This window comes from Microbacterium sp. Leaf179 (genome assembly GCF_001423785.1).
Taxonomy (GTDB): domain Bacteria; phylum Actinomycetota; class Actinomycetes; order Actinomycetales; family Microbacteriaceae; genus Microbacterium.
Window position 1 is genome coordinate 1,089,727 of the sequence record NZ_LMPH01000001.1, and the last position, 20,782, is coordinate 1,110,508.

The window sequence follows — 20,782 nt, forward strand, 5'->3', positions numbered from 1 at the left end:
CCTCAGGCCGGAGCCTGGGCCGCGCGGGCACGCCGGCGAGCGACGACCAACGCCGAGCCCACCATGACCGTCAGCAGGGCCGCCCCGCCGACGCCGAACCAGAGGCCGCCGTCGCCACCCGTGATGGGCAGGGCGAACGCGGGCACCTGGTTGTGGGCGAACTCGAGGTAGTTGCGCACGGGAGCGGTGGTCGAGGTCGGGCCGGGCACCACGGCGGTCAGAATGCGGTCGGGCGACGGCAGCTGGTAGCCGGTGGGCGCCGTGATCTCGCGCACCCAGTAGTTGCCCGGTGTGATGATCGGGATGAGCACGTTGCCGTTGGCCAGGGTCAGCCAGTTCGTCTCGCCGTTGATCACGATCGGATTGGCGCCGTTGATGGCATCCTGCTCCGTGAGGAACACCTGGTACGTCGCGCCGGCGAGCGGGACGCGCGCGCCGTTCGAGGTCGTGTACGCCGACACCGTGAGCTGGCCGATCGGCGTGCTGCCGGTGACCGACTCGGTGCTGCCGTTGATGTTCGCCGTCGCGGTGTTGACGATGACGCCGCTGGCCGGGATGGAGGTGGCCCTGGTCAGCACGTTGAACGTCACGGTGCCGCCGGGGAGTCCGGCGAGGCGGGTGCGTCCGGCGGGCGTGAAGGTCATCGTGAGAGCCCCGGCGGTGTTGGCGACGGTGTAGTCGGTGGTCTCGGTGAAGGTCTGCGCGACACCGGCGGCGTTGGTGACCACGACGTTCGACGGGGTGACCCCGGCCGGGACGGTGGCCGCCGTCAGGTAGGTCAGCTCGGACGGCAGGTTGTCGGTGAGCGTGAACACGTCGATGGCGTCACCGGCGGCGAGCGTCGGGATCGACGAGGCGACGGCCCAGCGGATCAGGTCGGGGTTGCGCTGCTCGACCGACCCGGCGGGTGCCGGAACGCGCGTCTTCGTCAGCTGAGTGACGGCGTTCTTGGGGTAGACGTGGACGTCGTAGATCCACTGGTTGGCCGGGGATCCGGCCGCGCCGGTCGGCGTGGGCAGCGTCACCAGGAACGGGGCGGCCGGGTTGGTGGCGGTGGCCGGCAGTTGCGTCTCGGTGATGAGGTAGACGCCGATGGGCAGTCCGTCCGGGTAAAGCGCGGGGTCGGGGGCGAACGTCGCGAGACCGGCGGTGTTCGACAACGACGAGACGAAGCTGACCGTGTTGGGGCGCTGAGCGGCCTGCGCCGGCGTCAGCGTGGCGGCCTGGGACCACCCCGCGGAGGTGGTCAGGTCGACGCCCGACACGAGGGTGGCGGTGAACTGCGCGCCGGAGAGGGGGTCGGCGGGCGGGTTCGCCAGCTCCTGACCCGTCGACGTCGGGTTCAGCGGCGTCGACGGCCCCAGCGCGTGCTTGTGCAGCGTCAGGGTGCGGGTGACGGTGGAGTCGATGTTGCCCGGGAGTGTCACGGCCGATGCCGGTGCGACGGCACCGACGACGGTGAGGGCTCCGAGCGCGAGGACGCTCAGAACGGCGCCTGCTCTCTTTCGGATGGACATGTGCGTGCCTTTCGGAAGGTGGTGAAGGGTGGGAATCGAGAAGTCGTGCAGTCGGCGGTGTCGCCCGACGGGAGAGGTCATAGCGGAAGGCTTCCTCCCTTGCGTCTGCGGTGGATCACGGCGCCCCCGACGGTCAGGGCGAGCAGGAGACCTCCGGAGAGGAGGAAGGTGTCGGCGCCGAGACCGCCCGTCATCGGCAGGCCGGGGCCGGTCACGGGCGCGTTGACGAACCGGTACACGGCGCTCTGTCCCGCGGCGGGCGCGGTGATGCTCCGGCTCGCCACCGTGGTCCAGGTCGCTCCGTCTAGGCGCTCGAGGCGCAGCGTCTGGTACGCCAGGCGGGTTCCCGCGACCGTCGGCGCCTCCGACAGCGTGTAGCCGTGGCCCGGGCGCACCTCGAAGGTGCTCGCGGCGTTCCCGCCGACGGCGTCGTACGCCGCACCCACGCGACTCTGCGTCGGCAGGGACGCCCCGGCCAGCACCGCGGGGGTCGCCGTCACCGTCCACGTGGCCGGGACGAAGCCGGTGCTGGGGGTGAGCACGTCCTTCAGCACCGTCAGGGTCGCCGTCGCGTTGGTGACCGTGCAGGTGACCGCGGCTCCCGTTCGCAGAGTGACGTCGCCGGCCGTCGACACCGCGACGACGGTTCCCGTCGATTCGATGCAACGCCAGGCCCCCACCTGCAGATAGGTGGCGGTGGTTCCGGCTTCCGAGAGGCGGTACGCGCGGCCGGGGCTGACGGGCACGTTCGTCGTGGCGGCCGTTCCGGTGCGTCCGGTGGGGCCGGGCAGCGAACCGGTCGATGCGGCGGCGGTGAGCGTCCAGTCCGTCGCCGCGGCCGCGCCGAACGACACGGACTTCACCAGGGTGAGAGAGGTGACCGGCTGCGTGATGAGCGTGCACGCGACGATCGCGGACGGAGCGACGTTGGGCAGGGTGCCGCTGACCACGCCGCCCGCGGTGGTGAACGTGACGGCGACCGCCGTGCCGTTGACGGTGCACGCTCCGCTGACGAAAGTGAACCGGGTCTGCAACACCTCGGAGATCGTCAGCGTGGCGCGGGACGCCGCCGAGCCGAAGAGGACGCTCCACACGGCGTTGCCGGAGGGATCCGAGTTCTGGCGCGGTGCTTCGCTGGGGAGCGCGGTGGCGGTTCCTGCGGTGGCCGCGGCCGCGGTGCCCAGGCTCCACCCGGCGACCGGGGTGGTCTGCCCCGTGGCCGGATCGAGCACGCGTGCGGTGAGAGTCACCGTCGCGACGGGGCTGGGGGAGTTGAAGAACGTGCACACGACGCTCGCGCCGAAGCGCTCGGGCATGGTGACGTCGGCGCTCGCGGAGCTCGCGCTCGTGATCCGGATGCCGTCGCTCCAGCACTCCACGCGGATGGTATACGCCCCGATGGTCGAGGTCGAGCCCGCCGCCATGGTCTCGGAGACCGTCAGGGTCGTGCCCACCTGCACGGGGAACGGGCCGACCTGGGCCGATTGACGCCCGGTGGCGGCGCCCGGGGTGACGGCGGTGCCCACCGCGCCGCTGGCGTCGGACAGCGAGAGCTGGAACTGATCGGCGGCCGCGGCGCGTCCGACGACGTTCTTCTGCACGATGACGCTCCCGGGACCGGTGCAGCTGGCCAGGTCGCTGGCGGCGATGTCGAGGCGCGGCGACCCGGCGATGCGCGTCCACGACGTGGGGTCGAACTCGTAGGCGCTGGTGCTACTGGCGAGGTAGACGGTGCCGCGCGGCGAGAAGGCGAGTCCCGTGACGCTGCCGAAGGCCGGTGCCGGGGTGGGGTCGATGCCGACGAGCGCGCGGGTGTTGGAGGTGTTCACGGCGAGCGTGCCGCCGCTGGCCGCGGCCAGGGTCTCGGTCGTGACGGTGAAGATGGCGGCGCTGCTGGCGTTGTTGACGGTCGCCGCGCCCAGCACGTAGAGGTTGCCGCGGGAGTCGAAGGCCATGTCCCCGTTGCCGTTGGGGGCGGTGCCCGCCGAGAAGGAGCCGAGGTAGGCGAACCGCGACGCGGTCGGCGCCGACTCGGTGAAGCTCCACAGGTGGAACGCGCCGTTGGTGAACTTGCCGAAGAGGTACCGGCCGGTGGAGAGGTCGACGGCGCCGGTGACGATGCTGCCGGCGACGGCGGTGCCCCCGGGCCCGGCGGTCGTGTACGCGGTGCCCGCGAGGGTCTCGAAGCCTCCGCTCGGCGTCCACTTGAGGATCGACAGCACGTTCGCGCCGTCGGTGGAGCGGTTCAGGGCGTACGCGGTGGTTCCGCCCGCGGAGATGCCGAGCGAGTTCGCGGCCGCGACGTTCGGCCAGGTGCCGACGGTCGTCTGGCCTCCGCCGACGATGTCGCCCTGCACGAGTGCGCCCGTGACGGTCAGGCCGTAGAACAACCCGCTGTCGCAGGCCAGGCGCGTCTGCTGCAGGGTGTTCGTGAAGGTGCAGACGATCTCGGCGCCCGCGTCATCCGGCATCCTGATGGTCCCCGAGCGGGACGTGCCGGTGGCCACGACCGTGCCGTCGCGGGTGCAGTCGTACGAGGCGGCGTAGCCGAGTCCCGTTCCCGAGGTGGGCGATTCACTGATCGTGTAGGTGCCGCCGGGGTTCACGATCAGGCGCGAGATCTGCGCCGACTGCACGCCGGAGCTGTTGCCGGTCGTCGTCGTCGTGGCCAGTGTGGCCGCGGAGGTGCGGATCGAGAGGGTGAACTGATCGGTCGAGGCGCCGCGCGCGGGCAGGTTCTTGCGCAGGGTGAGGCGAGTGGCGGGGGTGACGGCGAGCGTCGTCGCCTCGGTGGCGATGAGCGGGGTGACGACGTTGCCGGGGCCGTTCGTGTACGTGCCCTCGACGGATGCCACGACGTTCACCGTGATCGTGCACGAGGTGTTCGCGCTTCCGGCGGGGAGGTCGCCGCCGACGGCGGCGATGCTCGAGCCCCCGGCGAGGGCGGTGACGACGAAGGCCGTACCGGTGACCTGCGTGCAGGTGCCGCCGATCGCCGGTGTCGGGGCGACGGTGAGCCCGGCGGGAAGGGTGTTGGTGAACGACCAGTCGTTCTTCGACGCGCCCTCGGAGGTGTTGGTGACGGTGTAGGTGAGCGTCGAGGTCGAGCCGACGGCGACTCTGGCGGGCGAGAACGACAGGTCGAGACGGGGGGTGGCATCGAGCACGCGCAGATTGTCGATGCCGAAAGCGCTGCCGGCGCCGGTCGTCGTGTTCGTCAGGCGCACCTGGGCGGCGGAGATCTGTGCGGGCGTGAGCAGCGCCGCCGCCGTGCCCGTGTAGGTCGTGGCGCGGGCGGAGGTGCTGATGGTGGGATCGAGGATGCCGCCGATCGAGCCGCCCGGGGCGAGCACGGGCGTCGAGGTGTAGAACACGGGGCCGGTCGCCGCGCACGGGTTCACGGCGGTGGGGAAGGCGCTGAGCAGCGTCGTCGTTCCCGAGAAGAGTCCCGCCGACAGCGCGGGCGTGTTCGCCGAGCACGCGGCGGCGGCGGCGTCGAACCGCACGGTGTAGTAGCGGGATGCGGTCGCGCTCACGCCGATGCCGGCGGTGCTCTGGGCGAGCGTCGTGCCCCCGGCGACGGTGGTGTAGGGGAGGGCCACCACGGCGTGGTTGCCGCGGGTCGCGTCGGTGGAGCCGCTGGCCGGGGTGCCGGCGGCGGTCGATCCGGCGACGCCCGCGCCGAGCTGGCCGAGGACGTCGGCCAGGCGACGGACTTCGCGGGCGGAGAGCGACGAGTTCGAGACGATGCCCTGGTTGGGGCAGACCTGCGCGTTCGGGTAGGGGGCGGCGTACGCCAGCACCACGCCGGTGCAGGTGGAGCCACTCGCCCAGCCGGTCGAGGCGGTGAAGCGCCCGGTGGCGTAGCCGGTGATGGAGGTGAGCGTGGTCGGAGTCAGGCCCTGTTCGAAGCTCTCGGTCCACACCGTGGCGGGTGCCTCGGGAACCCCCGCCGCGAGGGCGTCGATGCGTGCGCTCGGCGGAGCGCGCTGCGCCGGCATGCCGGTGTCGGCGCCGTCGCGCGCCTCGGGGCCGGGGGTCGAGTCGGCGTCGCCGGGCGGGTCGGCCTCGTCGCCGGGTGAGGATTCGGCGGGCGGGTCGGGAGTTTCGCCGCCGTCCGGGGAGGGCGTCGACGGGACGTCGACGGTGTCGTCGTCGTCGGGGGCCGGTGAGGGAAGGGGGCGGTCGGCGCCGGGCGTGGGGGCTGCGATCGTCGCCGACGCGCTCGGGCTCGCCGCGGGCGACGGCGTGCCGGGGGCGTCGCTCGGGCTCGGCATCGGTGATGGGGCGACGGTCGGCTCACTCGGGTTCCCCGTGGGGGACGGCGGAAGGGGGAGCGCGCTCGCCGGAGCGACACCCGACCCCACCAGCACCGCCATGACCGCCAGCGTCGCCGCCGCGGAAGCGACGAGCGCGCGCGGGCGGCGCGCGCCGGGGGGACGCGAGTGATGCATGGGCCTCTTGCGCGACGCTCAGCGCCGCGGGGTCGCGAATCACCGACCGGGGGGTCGCGGCGATCCGGGGGGACGGGACGATCGGGGTCTCGTCCGCCTCATCTGCCTCGCGAGGACCCGTACGACCGATGCTACGAATCCGCTGAGCGGTCGGGAACAGACCGACTACGGGGTTACTACCGAGGCGACTACGGGGGTCGGTGAGGGGACGCGTCACCCGGCTGAGCCCGTGCGCGAGACGTCTTGCGCACGGGCTCAGCTCACGACGGGGTGATCGCGGGCCGGGGCACCGGACCGCCGCCCCGCCGAGGTCGGCCGTCGTCGCCCCGCGGGCCGCGCCCGTCCTGCGCCGGGCAGCGCGAGGTCAGCTCAGGGCCGAGGAAGGAAGCCGGCCAGCTGCTCGGCGATCACCCGGTCGACGTCGGCGGGATCAGCCGTGGGCGTGCCATCGCCCGGCTGGGGGCCGTACGCGCCGAACGAGGCGTGCGATGCGCCGGGGATCTCGACGAACGTGGCGTTCGCGGGGAGCTCCTTCTCGGCATCCGCGATCTTCTGCGGGGTGCTCAGACCGTCTTCCGATCCCGAGAGGCTGAGGACGGGGAGTCCGGATGCCGTGAGGTCGTTCGCGCAGTACGAGGCGAAGAGCACGAGTGCGTCGGCGTCGGGTGCCAGCTGACAGGCGCGGACACCGCCGAGGGAATGGCCGCCGACCGCCCAGGTCGACACCCCCGGGGCGAGGTCGGTGAAGGTCGACAGCGGCCGCGGGTCGAAGAACGCGAGGTTCAGCCACGGCCGGGTGATGACGACGGTGATGCCGTCGTCGACGACGGTGTCGGCGAACGTGGCGATGTATCCCTCGGCCTCGACCTTGGCGCCCGGGATGAAGACCAGCCCCTGGCCCGTGGCGCCGGCGGTGGGCGAGAGCACGATCCCCGCGCCGTCGTCGGTGATCGTCAGCGCGGGGTCCGCCTCGGCCTCGGCGAGGGGGCCGGGCTCGGCGCCCATGACGCCGACCTGGGTGTAGATCAGGATCCCGGCGATCAGCAGCACCACGAGAGCGCCGATGCCGCCGAGGGCCCAGCGCAGAACACGACGACGCCGGCGGGGCGCTCGGGGCGCTCCGCCGGCGTCGGACGGGGTGGTGTCGGTCACCTCACGAGCGTAACGCTGCGTGTCGTGAGGAGACCGGGGTTGTCACGCGGCCAGGGCTGCCTGCCGTGCGGCGACGATCTCGACGATCCGGGCGTGCAGCGGGTGCTCGGGAGTGAGCCCCGTCACCTCTGCCGTGAAGGCCTCGGCGTCGAGCTCGCGCAGCAGACGCTGCAGGTCGACGGCCTGGGTGTCCTCGGTATCCGAGAAGTCGAGGGCGGCGGACATGGCCGCGACCAGCGCGTCGACCGGGAGCCCCCGCTCGATCGCCTCGGCGGCGGGCCCGACGAAGCGCTCGTGCCGCGAGAGCTTGCGCAGCGGCTGGCGACCCACCCGCCAGACGGTGTCGGGAAGCGCCGCGTTGCGGAAGCGGCGCAGGATCGTCGCGCGGTACTCGCCCTGCACGTCGGGGTCGAGCTCGTGCTTCTGGACCAGCAGGGCGCTGGTCTCTTCCAGCGCGGCCTCGACCCGTGCCGAGATCGCAGGGTCCGCCAGCGCGTCGGAGATGCGGTCGATGCCGGCGCGCGCGCCGAAGTACGCCGTCGTGGCGTGGCCCGTGTTCACCGTGAAGAGCTTGCGCTCGATGTAGGGCTCGAGGTCGTCGACGAAGTGCGCACCGGGGATGTGCGGAGGGGTGTCGCCGAAGGGCCCGCGCTCGATCGCCCACTCGTAGAACGGCTCGACGGTGACGTCGACACCGCCCTGCGCCTGGGCGGGAACGATGCGGTCGACCGCCGTGTTGGCGAACACCGCGCGGGCGGCCAGGGCGTCCCACGATTCGCCGGCCAGCTCGACGATGTGCTCGCGCAGCTGGTCGGTCGCGCCGATCGCGTTCTCGCACGCCATGATCTGCAGCGGGGCGAGCGAGGGGTCGCGCAGCGCGAGCCCCGCGACGATGTGCGGGGCCACGAACTTCAGGATGGTGGGACCGACGGCGGTGGTGACCACGTCGGCCGTGGCGATCTCGTCGACGAGGGACTCGGCATCCACCGAGCTGTCGATGGCACGGAAACCGGTGACCGTCTTGTCGACGCCGCCGTCTCCCACCTCGTGGACGGTGTACGACGAGACGTCGTTGATGGCCGCGACCAGAGCCGCCGAGACGTCGGAGAAGACGAGCTCGTAGCCGCCCTCGTGCAGCAGCAGTCCGACGAAGCCGCGACCGATGTTGCCCGCGCCGAAGTGGACGGCCTTCATGCGTTGACGGACCCGGACAGGGCCTCGAAGAGCTCCTCGGGCGAGGAGGCCGCCTTCAGACGCGCGACGTCATCGTCCTCGGAGAAGAGGATGGCGATCTGCGACAGGATCTCGAGGTGCTCGTCGCCCTTGCCGGCGATGCCGATGACGAAGCTGACGGGCTCTCCGCCCCAGTCGACGCCGCCGTCGTAGCGCACGACCGACAGGCCGGACTCGAGGATGGCCTGCTTGGTCTCGTTGGTGCCGTGGGGGATGGCGAGCTCATTGCCCATGTAGGTCGAGACGGTCTCTTCGCGGGCTTGCATGGCGGCGAAGTACTCACCCGTGACCGAGCCCGTGGCCTGCAGCAGGTCGGCCGCCTCTTTCATCGCCTCCTCGCGGGTGGCGCTCCCGGGGTGGATGCGGACGGATTCGATGCGGAGGACGTCGTGTGACATGGTTCTCGCCTTTCTCGTCGTGCTGTCCAGCCTCGCAAAGATCGGGCCGGACGGGAAGGCGGAGGGGCCGGCGCATGTGCTCCGGCCCCTCCGTGATAGTGGATTACTTCGCGTCGTGCTGGGCGCGCACCATCTCCACGACCTCGTCGTACTTCGGCGAGTTCATGAAGTTGTCGACCGAGACGTGGAGCGAGTCGGGCGACTGCGCCTTCGCGCGGTCGGTGAGCTGGTTCTGCGTGATGACCAGATCGGCCGAGCCGTCGAGGTTCGCGATCGCCTGGTTGGTGACCGTGATGCCGTCGATGCCCGCCTTCTTGATCTTGTTGCGCAGGACGCTCGCGCCCATCGCCGACGAGCCCATGCCCGCGTCGCACGCGAACACGATGTTGTTCAGCTGCTTGGTCGCGACAGCGCCGCCCTCGAGGCCGCCCAGGGCGCCCTCGACGTCGCGGTCCGCCGAGGCGTTGACGTCGTTCGAGGTGCGGGTGCGCAGGGCCCCGAGCGTCGAGGACTCCTTGCCCTTGTTGGCCTGGGTCTGGTCGATGGCGGCGGCGAACTTGTCGTCGCCCCCCTCGGCGGCCAGGTCGCGCTTGCGCGAGGCCCGCAGGATGACGCCCGCGACCAGGAAGGTCACGGCGGCGGCGATGATCACCGAGAGGTAGACCACGAGCACGTTCGCGATGCCGCCACCGGCGGCAGCGGCGGTCACGGCGATGATGCTGCCGGGAGCGGCCGGGAAGAGCAGGCCACCGCCGAAGATCATGTTCGTGGCGACACCGGCAGCGCCACCGGCGATCAGGGCGAGGATCGTCATCGGCTTCGCGAGGGCGTACGGGAAGTAGATCTCATGGATGCCGCCGAAGAACTGGATGATGATCGCACCGGGAGCCGAAGCCTTCGCCGCGCCGACACCGAAGAAGGTGAACGCGAGCAGCAGGCCGAGGCCGGGGCCGGGGTTCGCCTCGATGAGGAACAGGATCGACTTGCCCGACTCCGCCGCCTGCTCGATGCCGAGCGGGGTGAAGACGCCGTGGTTGATGGCGTTGTTGAGGAACAGCACCTTCGCGGGCTCGACGATGATCGACAGAACCGGCAGCAGGTTGAACTGCACGAGGAAGGCGACGATGCCGCCGAGGAAGGCGCTGATGCCGAGGAACACCGGACCGAAGGCGAAGAAGCCGACGATCGCGAGGATCATGCCGAGGATGCCGGCCGAGAAGTTGTTCACGAGCATCTCGAAGCCGGGGCGGATCTTGCCGTCCCACAGCTTGTCCATCTGCTTGGTGACGTAGGCCGCGAGCGGGCCCATGATCATCGCGCCGAGGAACATCGGGATGTTGGTGCCGGCGATGACACCCATGACCGCGATCGTGGCGACCACGCCACCGCGCGCACCGTAGACGATGCGTCCACCGGTGTTGGCGATGAGCAGGGGCAGCAGGTAGGTGATCATGACGCTGACCAGGCCGACGTAGCCCTGGTAGGTGCCGGCGTCGCCCTCGGTGAGGGCGGTCATGGCGCCGGGCCAGCCGATCGTGGCGGCGTCACCGCCGCCGCCGAGGATCTCGGCAACCGGCTCCCAGTGCCAGCCGAACGGGCTGCGCGCCCCGAAGAAGCCGTCGGGGATGAAGAGCATGGTGATGAAGCCCCATGCGATGAAGGCCGCGATGTTCGGCATGATCATGCCGGAGAGGAACGTGCCGAACCGCTGTACCGCGACCCGTGCCCCTCCCGGCTTCTTGGTGGGTGACGTCGTCGTCATTGCTGTGTCTCCTTGGTGTGGTGCGCAGCGGGGGCCACGCAGTGGGGAAGCGGCTGGTGCCGCCGGTGTTCGAGGAAGCGACCGGGGTCGCTTCACGTGGTCAGGACGAGGCGGGAGCCGCTTCCCGGGCTGCCGAGGCGGCCTGGGCCGCCTCTCGGGCGGAGGCCGCGTCATCGGCGGCCAGGGCGGCCTCGGCGATGCGGAGCGCATCGTCGAGAGTGTGGGTGAGCAGGGTGGCGCGCACGTCGGCGAGGGCGGTGGGGGCCATCGACAGCGTGGTGGCGCCGAGACCGACGAGCACGACGGCGAGCAGCGGGTCGGCCGCGGCCTCGCCGCAGATGCCCACGGGCTTGTCGTAGGTGCGTCCGGCGGCGCCGACCTCGCGGATGAGGCGCAGGACGGCCGGATGCCACGGGTCCTGGAACGACGCGACCGAGCCGAGCAGCCGGTCGGCGGCGAGGGTGTACTGCGTCAGGTCGTTGGTGCCGATCGAGGCGAAGTCGGCGATCTGCAGGATGCGGTCGGCCAGCAGCGCCGAGGAGGGGACCTCGACCATGACGCCGGTGGTCTTCAGGCCGTAGTCCTTGGCGAGCGCGGTGAAGTACCGGGTCTCTTCGACCGTCGACACCATGGGGGCCATGACCCACAGGTCGGCGGGGCCCGCCTCGGTCTTGCGGGTCGCGGCATCCGCTTCGGCCAGGGCCGTGAGCTGCTCGCGCAGGATGTCCTCGCTCGCGCGCAGGGCGCGCAGGCCCCGAAGGCCCAGCGCCGGGTTCTCTTCGTGGGCGTCGTTGAGGAAGGGCAGGGGCTTGTCGGCGCCGGCGTCGAGCACGCGCACGACGACCTTCTTGCCGGGGAACGCCCCGAGCAGCTCGGTGTACGCGGCGCGCTGCTCCTCGACGGTGGGGGCGGAGCTGGAGCTCAGGAAGAGGAACTCGGTGCGGAACAGGCCCACGCCCTCGGCGCCCAGCTCGACGGCTTCGGCGGCTCCGCCGGGCTTTCCGAGGTTGGCCAGCAGGGGCACCTTGGTGCCGTCGGCGAGCGCGCCGTCGGTGATGGGGGCGGATGCCGCGGCGGCACGGGAGGCTGCGCGGGTGAGCGCGCGCGCCTTCTCGTCGTCGGTCGGGTCGAGGGTCACGACACCGGCGGCGGCGTCGACGATCACGGACTGGCCGTCGACGAGGTCTTTGGCGCCGGCCGCGCCGACGACGGCGACGATCGACTTCTCACGGGCGAGGATCGCCGTGTGCGAGGTGGGCCCGCCCTCGGTGGTGACCAGGGCCAGCACCTTGTCGAGGTCGAGCAGCGCGGTGTCGGCGGGGGCGAGGTCCTTGGCGACGAGCACGAACGGGTGGCCGGGGTCGGGGATGCCGGGGGCGGCGACGCCGCGGAGGCGGGCGATGACCCGCTGGGCGACGTCGTCGAGGTCGGCGGCGCGCTCGCCGAGGTAGCCGCCGAGGGCGACGAGCTGCTCACGGAACGAGGCGAAAGCGTCGTGCACGGCGAACTCGCCGGTCTTGCCGGTCGCGAGACGGCTGTCGACCTCGGCCTCGAGGGTGGGGTCTTCGGCGATCATCGCCTGGGCTTCGAGCACGTCGCGGGCGGCGCCGCCGGCCTGTGCTCCTCGGGCTTCGAGCTCGCGGGCGACAGCCGCGATGGCCTCGCGCACGCGTGTGGTCTCGGCCTCGACCGACTGCGCGCTCTTCTCGTCCTTCGGGGCGGGCAGGGGCTCGGCCATGCGCGCCACGGGTCCCTGGGCGACGCCCAGTCCGATTCCGACTCCACGGAGTTCCGTCATGGTGCTGTTTCCTTTACTCGGTGTCGTGGTCGGTGGTCAGCAGTTCGCTGAGGCGGTCGATGACGGCCTCGGCGCTGTCGCCGTCGGCGGTGAGCGTGACGTAGTCGCCGTACTCGAGACCCAGCGCGATGATGCCGAGGATGCTGGCGGCGTTGACCGCGGCGCCCGCGTCCTTGGCGATCGTCACGGGGATGCCGGAGTCCTTCGCGGCCTGGGCGAAGAGCTTCGCGGGGCGCGCGTGCAGCCCGTGCGTCGATCCGATGCGGACGGTGCGGGTGAGGTGGGGCATGGGGATCCTTTCCGTCGGTCTCAGATCGTGTCCGCGCCCGGGCGGGCGCGCAGGGCCTCTTCGACGAGCGCGAGCGTGCGGATGCCGCTGCGGTCGGTGAAGACGTCGTCGGGGAGCAGGGCGACCAGGACGTCCCGTGCGGCGGCGTCCTGCCGGATGCGCTCCAGGTCTGCGGCCAGGTGGGGTCCGACGAGCACGATGTCGGCCTGATCGAGGTCGATCGGCAACGAGCGGACGGTTCCCGCCGAGGCGGAGTAGGCGAGGCCCTTGTCTTGCGCAGCATGACGGACGCGTTGCGCGACGAACGTGCTCGACGCACCCGCTCCGCACACCACGAGGATCCTCATCGACCGGCCTTTCTTCCTCTCGATTGTCCGCACCGCGCTCCCAGCAGACAACCAGGTTCGTTTCCCACCCCCCGGAACATGGATGCCGCCCACCCGCGCCGGGGGAGGGGGTGCGTGGTTGGATGGAGGGAGCGCTGCCACACTCGGTGCGGCGCGGAGGACGGATCGTGACGACGAAAGCTCGCCAAGACCGCCTGCTGGCCCTGTTGCTGCGGGACGGGGAATGGTCGACCGCAGCGTCCTTGGCCGATGCGTTGGGCGTCACCCCGCGCAGCGTCCGGTCGTACGTGACGGCCGTCAACGCGCGCGTGGCGGGAGGCGCCGCCATCGAATCGGGCCCGCTCGGGTACCGCGCGGGAGCCGATGCGGCCGCCGCGCTGCGGGCGATCTCGGGATCGGATGCCGGAACCCCCCGCGACCGCCTCCACACCCTCGTGCGGCGCCTGCTCGACTCCGCCGACGGCATCGACGTCTACGCGACCGCCGACGCGCTGCACGTGAGCGCCGCGACCCTCGAAGCCGATCTGTCGCGCGTGCGCGGACTGCTCGGCGGCACCGAACTGACCCTGGAGCGCTCGGCATCCACCGCCCGCCTCCGCGGGACCGAGGTCGCCCAGCGCCGACTGCTCTCGAAGCTCGCGCACGACGAGATGGATGCCGGGCACTTCGACCTCGACGCCCTGCGGCGCACGCTCGGGGAGCGTTCGGTGGGTGCGCGCGCCTTCGGACCCTTCAAGGCCGAGCTGGTGTCGGAACTCGGATCCCTCGGGTACTACGTCAACGAGATCGGCATCGGCGACGTCGTCATGCACATCGCCATCGCCGCCGACCGCACCACCCGCGACCGCGCGCTGGGATCTCCCGGCGGCGATTCGTCGGACGCCGCCGCCGCCGTGGCGGCGCTGCTCGACCGGTTGACGCTCAAGCACATCGGCGTGCAACTGGGCTCCGGCGACCTGCGCCATCTCGCGACCCTCGTGCTCACGCGCATCGTCGCCCCCGGCTCGCCGGCCGTCGACGACGTGCGCTCGCGCCTCGACCCCGCGGTGGAGGTGGCCGTGCGGCGGGTCGTCGAGAACGCGGCATCCGAGTTCCTCGTCGACATCGCGCACGACGACTTCATCCTGCGCCTCGCGCTGCACGTGCAGAACCTGCTGCACCGCTCGCGCGAGCAGGCCTGGTCGCGCAACCCCCTGACCCGTTCGCTGAAGTCGACCTACCCGATGATCTTCGAGGTCGCCGTCTACATCGCCAAGGGACTGCAGGACGGCCTCGGCATTCCGATCCTCGACGACGAGATCGCCTACATCGCGATGCACGTGGGTGGGCGCCTCGAGCGCAGCCGTCGCGCCGACCAACTGCTGACGGCGACGATCGTGTGCCCCGGGTACTACGAGCTGCACGAGCTGCTGCGCTCCAGCGTCGACCGCTCGCTCGGTCAGGCCATCGAGGTCGTCGGTGTCGAGACGCGCATCGACCCGGCCTGGGACGCGATCGACACCGACCTGGTGCTCACCACGATCGACCCGCCGCGCCCCGGTGACCGCTTCGTGCGGATCCAGCCCTTCCTCACCGACGCCGACGTCGAGCGCGTACAGGCCGCGGCCGGTCGCATCCGCCGCGGGCGTCGCCTGGCGCGGCTGCGCGCCGAGCTCGAGCGGTACTTCGCGCCCGGGGCGTTCGTGCGGGGCCTGGATGCCACCGACGGCGAGGCCGGCGTCATCCGGCGCCTCGGCGGGCTGCTGGTGGAGCAGGGGGTGATCGACGACGCCTATGTCGTGCGCGCCGTGGAGCGCGAGGCGATCTCGTCGACCGCGTTCACCGACGCCCTCGCCGTGCCGCACGCGATGGGCATGACCGCGACGCAGACGCGCATCGCGATCGGCATCGCCGACCCCTCGATCACCTGGGGAGAGGGCCGCGTGCAGGTCGTGGCGCTGGTGGCGTTCAGCGAGACCGACCGCGAGGCCTTCCAGACGGTGTTCGAGCAGTTCGTCGAGGTCTTCAGCGAGCGCGACAGCGTGCAGCGGATCGTGCGCAAGGCGACGAGCTTCCCCGCGTTCCTCGACGAGCTGGTCGCGGTGATCGACGGCTGACACATCGGCCCCTTCGGCCGTGCCGTGCCGTGCGGCGCCGTGCCGTGCCGCCGTGCCGTGCGGCGCCGTGTCGTGCGGTGCCGTGCCGTGCCGCGCGGTGTCGTGCAGTGCCGCGCCGCCGTGCCGTGCCGCGCGGCGCCGCCTGGTGTGGGGCGGGTTCGGTGCAACGGGGCGGTCATTGCGCGCCCCGGTGCGCCGATCGCGCCCCGCCGCGCGGAGGAGTGATGCCGAAGGCAGCGAGGCGGAGGCCGAGCGTGGCCGCGTCGCCGAGATCCTCCCAGCCCCACCGGGCGACGTGGCGCCGCGTGGTCCCGCGGATCCAGTCCTCTCGGCGCTTCTCTTCTTCGATGACGCGCTGAGGGGTCTTGCCTTCGGCCGCCGCGATACCCCGATACTTCACGCGACCGTCGAACTCGCCCCATGCGGCGACATCGTCGAGGCCGAAGTCGACCCAATACGTGTTGCCGTGCGGTCCGGGAACCCCGACTTGGAGGGACGGCGGTGCGAAGCCGAGGTCGTGCAGCCGCAGACGGCTCACGCTTTCACCGGGCAGCTGGGCGCGCCCGTCGGCGAACAGCAGCACCTTCTCGGCGGCGCGACGACCCCGGGGCGACGTGCGCGCCCAGCTCAACGCCTCTTCGCGGAGGCGCTCCGCGTCCTCGACGTCGTACCGGCCGGGTGAAGAGAACGCCCGAGCTCGCAGTGCCGCATCGGCGATACTGACCGAGACCTCCCGCGTCTCCGCGCGCGCGACATCCGCCATCGTTCGTGCGAGAGGCGTGCAGCGCAGCCCCTCCACCTCCACCAGCTCCGTCCCCTCGGTGAGGGAGCGATGGCGCACCACCCCCGCGCCGGAGCTCGGGCGCGATTCAGCCGTGAGGACGTGCAGACCGCCGTCGTCTCGCAGGCAGGGCAGCCCCAGCAGAGCCGCGGCGGTGAGTCCGCAGAACACCGGCGGGGACCCGCTCGTGCGGGCCAGCGCACGAGCCTTCACGACGATCTTCTCTTCGCGGCTGAGCCCATCCACGTCGGCCGCCCGGGCGTACATACCCGGGCGGATGGAGCGCAGGAACCCGACGTCGAGTTCACGCCGGACGCGGCGGGAGTGCCATCCGCGCTCGACCAGATCGGCACGTCGAAGAAGCGGCACGGCGTGGGGGTCCATCGACCCACTGTGTCTTCTTCGTGGGGCTGCTCTCACACAGATCGGGCCGTCTGGGGACGGGGCCGCGAACCTGCCCGCGGGGGAGGAACCGTGCGGAGCTCGGGATAGGGGCGGGATCGGTGCAACGGGGCGATCATCGACCGCCCCGTTGCCCCGATCGCGCCCCGTTCGCGCCGCGCCGCCGCGCCGCCCGGCCCCGCGCCGCGCCGCTCAGCGCATCGACACCAACAACGCCTCCGCCCCCGCGCGCAGCGCGGCGAGGCGGCGGGTCGCCTTCTTGGCCGACGTGCCGCGAACGTCGAGGTACAGCTTGAGCTTGGGCTCGGTGCCGCTGGGACGCACGATCAGGCGCGAGCCGTCGTCGAGCCACAGGCGCAGCACGTCGCCCGGCGGGAAGCCGTCGACGCCGTCGAGCAGGTCGTCGATGCGCGTCACCGCGGTCTCGCCGATCGCGGACGGCGGCTGGGCGCGGAGGGATGCCATGATCCCGCCGATCTCGCTCACGTCGCTGACGCGGATCGAGATCTGATCGCTCGCGAACGCGCCGAACGTGTCGCGGAACTCCTGCAGCAGGTCGGCGACGGTGCGGCCCTGGCCGCGGGCATCGGCCGCCATCTCAAGCAGCGCGACGGCGGCGGAGATGCCGTCCTTGTCGCGCACGGTGACGGGGTTCACGAGGTACCCCAGGGCCTCTTCGAAGCCGAACACGATGCCCGGTGCCCGCGAGATCCACTTGAAGCCGGTGAGCGTGGAGTGGAAGTCGAGTCCGTAGTGCTCGGCGACCGCCTGCAGGCCCGGCGACGACACGAGCGAACAGGCGAGGGATGCCGGGGCCCCCGCGTCCGCGTCCCGGGCGTCGTGCGCAGAGTCGTCGCGCGCGGACGCCGCAGCCCGCGCCGCGCGCCAGCCCAACAGCAGCCCGATCTCGTTGCCGGTCAGGCGGCGCCAGCCGGCCTCGGCGTCGGAGTCGGGGATCGCGACGGCGAGGCGGTCGGCATCCGGGTCGTTCGCGATGACGAGCTCGGCGTCCGCCTCGCGCGCGGTCTCGAACGCGAGGTCCATCGCGCCCGGCTCCTCGGGGTTGGGGAACGCCACGGTCGGGAACCGCCCGTCGGGGTGGATCTGCGCCTCGACGACCGTGGGCTGCGGGTACCCCGCCTCGGCGAGCACACGTGAGACGGTCTCCCACCCGACGCCGTGCATCGCGGTGTAGACCCACCGCAGGCCCGCGGCCCCCGCGGGGGCGGGGGCGACGGCCGCGGTGGCCGCGACGTAGGCGTCGACGACCGACTCGGGGGCGTTGGCGTAGCCCACCGACCGGGGGAGCACCGTGACGTTGCCCTCGTCGGCGATCCGCTGGATGTGGGCGGCGATCTCGGCGTCGGCGGGCGACACGATCTGCGCACCCTGGTCGACGCCGCCGAGGTACACCTTGTAGCCGTTGTCGTCGGGCGGGTTGTGGCTGGCGGTCACCATGACGCCGGCGTCGGCGCCCAGGTGACGCACCGCGAACGCGAGCACGGGAGTGGGCAGCATGCGGGGGAGCAGGATGGCGTTCAGCCCCGCTCCCGTGAAGATCTCGACCGAGTCGCGCGCGAAGACGTCGGAGTTGCGACGCCCGTCGTAGCCGACCACCACGGTCGGCGTTCCGGGGCGATGCTCGAGCAGGTACGCGGCGAATCCGGCCGCGGCCTGCGCGACGAGCACGCGGTTCATGCGGTTGGAGCCGGCGCCCAGGGTTCCGCGCAGGCCTGCCGTGCCGAACGCCAGGCGGGTCGAGAAGCGGTCGTCCAGATCGGCCTCGGCCTCGGCATCCCCCGTCTCCACCCGGGCGATGAGCTCCGACAGCTCGTCGCGGGTCACGGCATCCGGATCCTGCGCGAGCCACGCGCGGGCCGCGTCGAGGTACGCGCTCACAGCGCGCCGATCACGCGCGCGAGCAGCGCCGAGATCACGGGCTCGGCCTCGCGGCCGGCTTCGAGCACCTCGGCGTGGCTCAGCGGGGTCTGCTGGATGCCGGCGGCCAGGTTCGTGATGAGCGAGAAGCCCAGGATCTCCATGCCGGCCTGACGCGCGGCGATCGCCTCGAGGGCCGTCGACATGCCGACGATGTGTCCGCCGATGGTCTTCGCCATCTGCACCTCGGCCGGGGTCTCGTAGTGCGGACCGCGGAACTGCGTGTAGACGCCCTCGTCGAGCGTGGGGTCGATCTCGCGCGCGACGGCGCGCAGCCGCGCCGAGTACAGGTCGGTGAGGTCGATGAAGGTCGCGCCCTCGAGCGGGGAGTCGGCGGTGAGGTTGATGTGGTCGCTGATGAGCACGGGCTGCCCGGGCGTCCACGTCTCGCGGATGCCGCCCGCGCCGTTGGTGAGGATCATCGTGGTCGCCCCCGTGGCGGCGGCCGTGCGCACGCTGTGGACGACCCGGCGTACTCCGTGACCCTCGTAGTAGTGCGTCCGCGCGCCGATGACCAGGACGTTCTTGCCGCCGGGGGTGCGGACGCTGCGGAGCGTGCCGACGTGCCCCTCGAGGGCGGGCTTCGAGAAACCGACGACCTCGGTGGCGGGGAACGACGCCGTCTCCTCGCCGATGAGCTCGGCGGCGCGTCCCCACCCCGACCCGAGGGTCACGGCGATGTCGTGGTGCTCGACCCCGGAGAGGCGGGCGATGTCGGCCGCTGCGGCCGTGGCGACCTCGAACGGGTCGACCGCCGGGTCATCGAGCGGGTGAGAAGTGCTGTTGGACATGCCTCCACTCTAGAAAGCGCGGAGCCCCCGGGGCCAGACGCGGGCACAACGGGTCGTTCGCGTGTCGCCGACGCAGACGACGCTGACACAATGGATGCCATGGTGCAGAGCTTCGAGCGCAAGCAGTCCGTCGCGATCGTCGGGGGCGGCCCCGGCGGCTACGAGGCGGCCCTGTCCGCCGCGCAGTTGGGCGCCGACGTGACCCTGGTGGAGCGCGCGGGCGTGGGCGGTTCGGCCGTCATCACCGACGTCGTCCCCTCGAAGACCCTCATCGCCACCGCCGATGCGGCCGTCGCGATCCGCGGGGCGAGCGACCTCGGCGTGCAGCTGTTCGCCCGCGACGACCGCGGCAAGCCCCTCACCCCCGAGGTGGCCATCAACCTCGCCGCCGTCAACCAGCGCCTGCTCTCGCTGGCCCGTCAGCAGTCCGATGACATGCGCAGCTCGCTCCTCGAGGCGGGCGTGCGCATCATCTCGGGTCACGGCCGTCTCGACGGCGGTTCCGCGGTGGTGGTCTCGACCGAGGCCGGCGGCACCGACTTCGACCGTATCGAGGCCGAGACGCTCGTCGTCTCGGTGGGCGCCTCGCCGCGCGAGCTCCCCTCGGCGCAGCCCGACGGCGAGCGCATCCTGACGTGGACGCAGCTGTACAACATGAAGTCCGTGCCCGCGCACCTCATCGTGGTGGGCTCGGGCGTCACGGGCGCCGAGTTCGCGTCGGCGTACATGAACCTCGGTGCCAAGGTCACGCTGGTCTCGAGCCGCGATCAGGTGCTGCCCGGTGAGGACCAGGATGCCGCGGCCGTGCTGGAGCGCGTGTTCCAGCGCGGCGGCATGACGCTGTTGGCGAAGGCGCGGGCCGAGTCGGTCGTCAACACCGGTGACGGCGTGCTCGTCACCCTCGCCGACGGACGCACGATCGAGGGCAGCCACTGTCTGATGGCGGTCGGCTCGATCCCCAACACCGCCGGCATCGGTCTCGAGCAGGCCGGTGTGCAGATGACGCCCGGGGGCAACATCCGCGTCAACCGCGTCGCGCGCACCTCGGTGCCGAACATCTACGCGGCCGGCGACTGCACGAACTTCGTGCCGCTGGCATCCGTCGCGTCGATGCAGGGGCGTCAGGCCATCTTCCACGCGCTCGGCGACATCGTCATCCCGCTCGAGACCCGCCGCATCACGGCCAACATCTTCACCGCCCCCGAGATCGCCACCGTCGGCTTCAGCGAGCAGGACGTGACCGAGGGACGCTTCAAGGGCGTCGTGAAGAAGCTCCCCCTCTCGGCCAACCCGCGCGCGAAGATGCAGGGCATCACCGACGGCTTCGTCAAGATCATCGCCCGGCAGGGCAGTGGGACGGTCATGGGCGGCGTCATCGTCGGGCCCAAGGCGTCGGAGCTGATCTACCCGCTGGCGATCGCCGTGGAGCGCCGCCTCACCGTCGACCAGGTCGCCCGCGTCTTCGCGGTGTACCCGTCCCTGACCTCGAGCATCACCGACGCCGCGCGCGCGATGCACATCGTCGACCGCGACGATCCCGGCGAGGACTGAGCCTTCCGGATGCCGCGCTCCGCGGCATCCGTCCCTCGCTGCGCGCCGCGCGCCCCGCCCGAGCCCGCGCTCGTCCCGCGCGCAGCCACGCATAAACGCCGTTCCTGCGCATAAACGGGGTGTGTGAGCGTTTCTCCGCAGGATCACCGTTTATGCGGATGGGGGACCCTCGCGTCACTCGCTCGGCGTACGTCGCGGCGGGGCGCACCCCCGCGCACCAACCGACCCCGCGAGGAACGACGACGCCGCACCCCGAGAGGGATGCGGCGTCGA

Annotated in this window: 14 protein-coding genes; 2 read left to right on the forward strand and 12 right to left on the reverse strand. The window is 71.9% G+C overall.

Annotated features, from left to right (window positions below; translation table 11 throughout):
- Nucleotides 1-2 precede the first annotated feature (2 nt).
- From ASF96_RS05035 to ASF96_RS05080, 9 genes are all read right to left on the reverse strand, one after another.
- Entirely contained in the window at nt 3-1,598 is a 1,596-nt protein-coding gene (locus ASF96_RS05035) for a SpaH/EbpB family LPXTG-anchored major pilin (RefSeq protein ID WP_235560531.1), read from the reverse strand.
- On the reverse strand, nt 1,595-5,794 hold the full coding sequence (locus ASF96_RS05040; protein WP_055936554.1) for a DUF7933 domain-containing protein: 4,200 nt from the start codon (nt 5,792-5,794) through the stop codon (nt 1,595-1,597). The genes ASF96_RS05035 and ASF96_RS05040 overlap by 4 nt, the downstream gene beginning before the upstream one ends.
- A gap of 546 nt (nt 5,795-6,340) precedes the next feature.
- Nucleotides 6,341-7,123 carry an alpha/beta hydrolase gene (locus ASF96_RS05050; protein WP_055936561.1) on the reverse strand — a complete coding sequence of 261 codons (783 nt, stop codon included), beginning with the start codon at nt 7,121-7,123 and terminating at the stop codon, nt 6,341-6,343.
- Between the two features lie 42 nt (nt 7,124-7,165).
- Nucleotides 7,166-8,317, reverse strand: a complete 1,152-nt coding sequence (locus tag ASF96_RS05055) for a mannitol-1-phosphate 5-dehydrogenase (RefSeq protein ID WP_055936564.1) — start codon at nt 8,315-8,317, stop codon at nt 7,166-7,168.
- Nucleotides 8,314-8,754 (reverse strand): PTS sugar transporter subunit IIA, encoded by a 441-nt coding sequence (locus ASF96_RS05060; RefSeq protein ID WP_055936566.1) that lies wholly within the window; start codon nt 8,752-8,754, stop codon nt 8,314-8,316. Before ASF96_RS05060 ends, ASF96_RS05055 begins: the two co-directional genes overlap by 4 nt.
- Before the next feature lie 103 nt (nt 8,755-8,857).
- Nucleotides 8,858-10,516 (reverse strand): PTS mannitol transporter subunit IICB, encoded by a 1,659-nt coding sequence (locus tag ASF96_RS05065; RefSeq protein ID WP_055936568.1) that lies wholly within the window; start codon nt 10,514-10,516, stop codon nt 8,858-8,860.
- A 100-nt stretch (nt 10,517-10,616) separates the two neighbouring features.
- Complete coding sequence (gene ptsP / locus ASF96_RS05070; protein WP_055936571.1) at nt 10,617-12,314, reverse strand: phosphoenolpyruvate--protein phosphotransferase; 1,698 nt, start codon at nt 12,312-12,314, stop codon at nt 10,617-10,619.
- 13 nt (nt 12,315-12,327) lie between these two features.
- The gene (locus ASF96_RS05075) at nt 12,328-12,603 is read right to left on the reverse strand and encodes an HPr family phosphocarrier protein (protein ID WP_055834397.1); all 276 of its coding nucleotides are present in this window, start codon (nt 12,601-12,603) and stop codon (nt 12,328-12,330) included.
- A 20-nt stretch (nt 12,604-12,623) separates the two neighbouring features.
- Nucleotides 12,624-12,950, reverse strand: a complete 327-nt coding sequence (locus tag ASF96_RS05080) for a PTS sugar transporter subunit IIB (RefSeq protein WP_055834402.1) — start codon at nt 12,948-12,950, stop codon at nt 12,624-12,626.
- Between the two features lie 122 nt (nt 12,951-13,072).
- Between ASF96_RS05080 and ASF96_RS05085 the strand changes: the two genes are divergently transcribed.
- Complete coding sequence (locus tag ASF96_RS05085; RefSeq protein ID WP_235560532.1) at nt 13,073-15,046, forward strand: BglG family transcription antiterminator; 1,974 nt, start codon at nt 13,073-13,075, stop codon at nt 15,044-15,046.
- A 175-nt stretch (nt 15,047-15,221) separates the two neighbouring features.
- Here the strand turns inward: ASF96_RS05085 and ASF96_RS05090 are convergent, their stop codons facing one another.
- The 3 genes from ASF96_RS05090 to ASF96_RS05100 all read right to left on the reverse strand — a co-directional run bounded on the left by ASF96_RS05090 (nt 15,222) and on the right by ASF96_RS05100 (nt 18,958).
- Entirely contained in the window at nt 15,222-16,211 is a 990-nt protein-coding gene (locus ASF96_RS05090) for a hypothetical protein (RefSeq protein ID WP_055936574.1), read from the reverse strand.
- Nucleotides 16,212-16,421: 210 nt separating this feature from the next.
- The gene (locus ASF96_RS05095) at nt 16,422-18,128 is read right to left on the reverse strand and encodes a phospho-sugar mutase (protein WP_055936577.1); all 1,707 of its coding nucleotides are present in this window, start codon (nt 18,126-18,128) and stop codon (nt 16,422-16,424) included.
- Nucleotides 18,125-18,958: a purine-nucleoside phosphorylase gene (locus ASF96_RS05100; RefSeq protein WP_055936580.1), complete on the reverse strand. Its 834-nt coding sequence runs from the start codon at nt 18,956-18,958 to the stop codon at nt 18,125-18,127. The genes ASF96_RS05095 and ASF96_RS05100 overlap by 4 nt, the downstream gene beginning before the upstream one ends.
- Before the next feature lie 90 nt (nt 18,959-19,048).
- On the opposite strand from ASF96_RS05100, the gene ASF96_RS05105 reads away from it, so the two are divergent.
- Nucleotides 19,049-20,509, forward strand: a complete 1,461-nt coding sequence (locus tag ASF96_RS05105; protein ID WP_055834414.1) for an NAD(P)H-quinone dehydrogenase — start codon at nt 19,049-19,051, stop codon at nt 20,507-20,509.
- Nucleotides 20,510-20,782 lie beyond the last annotated feature (273 nt).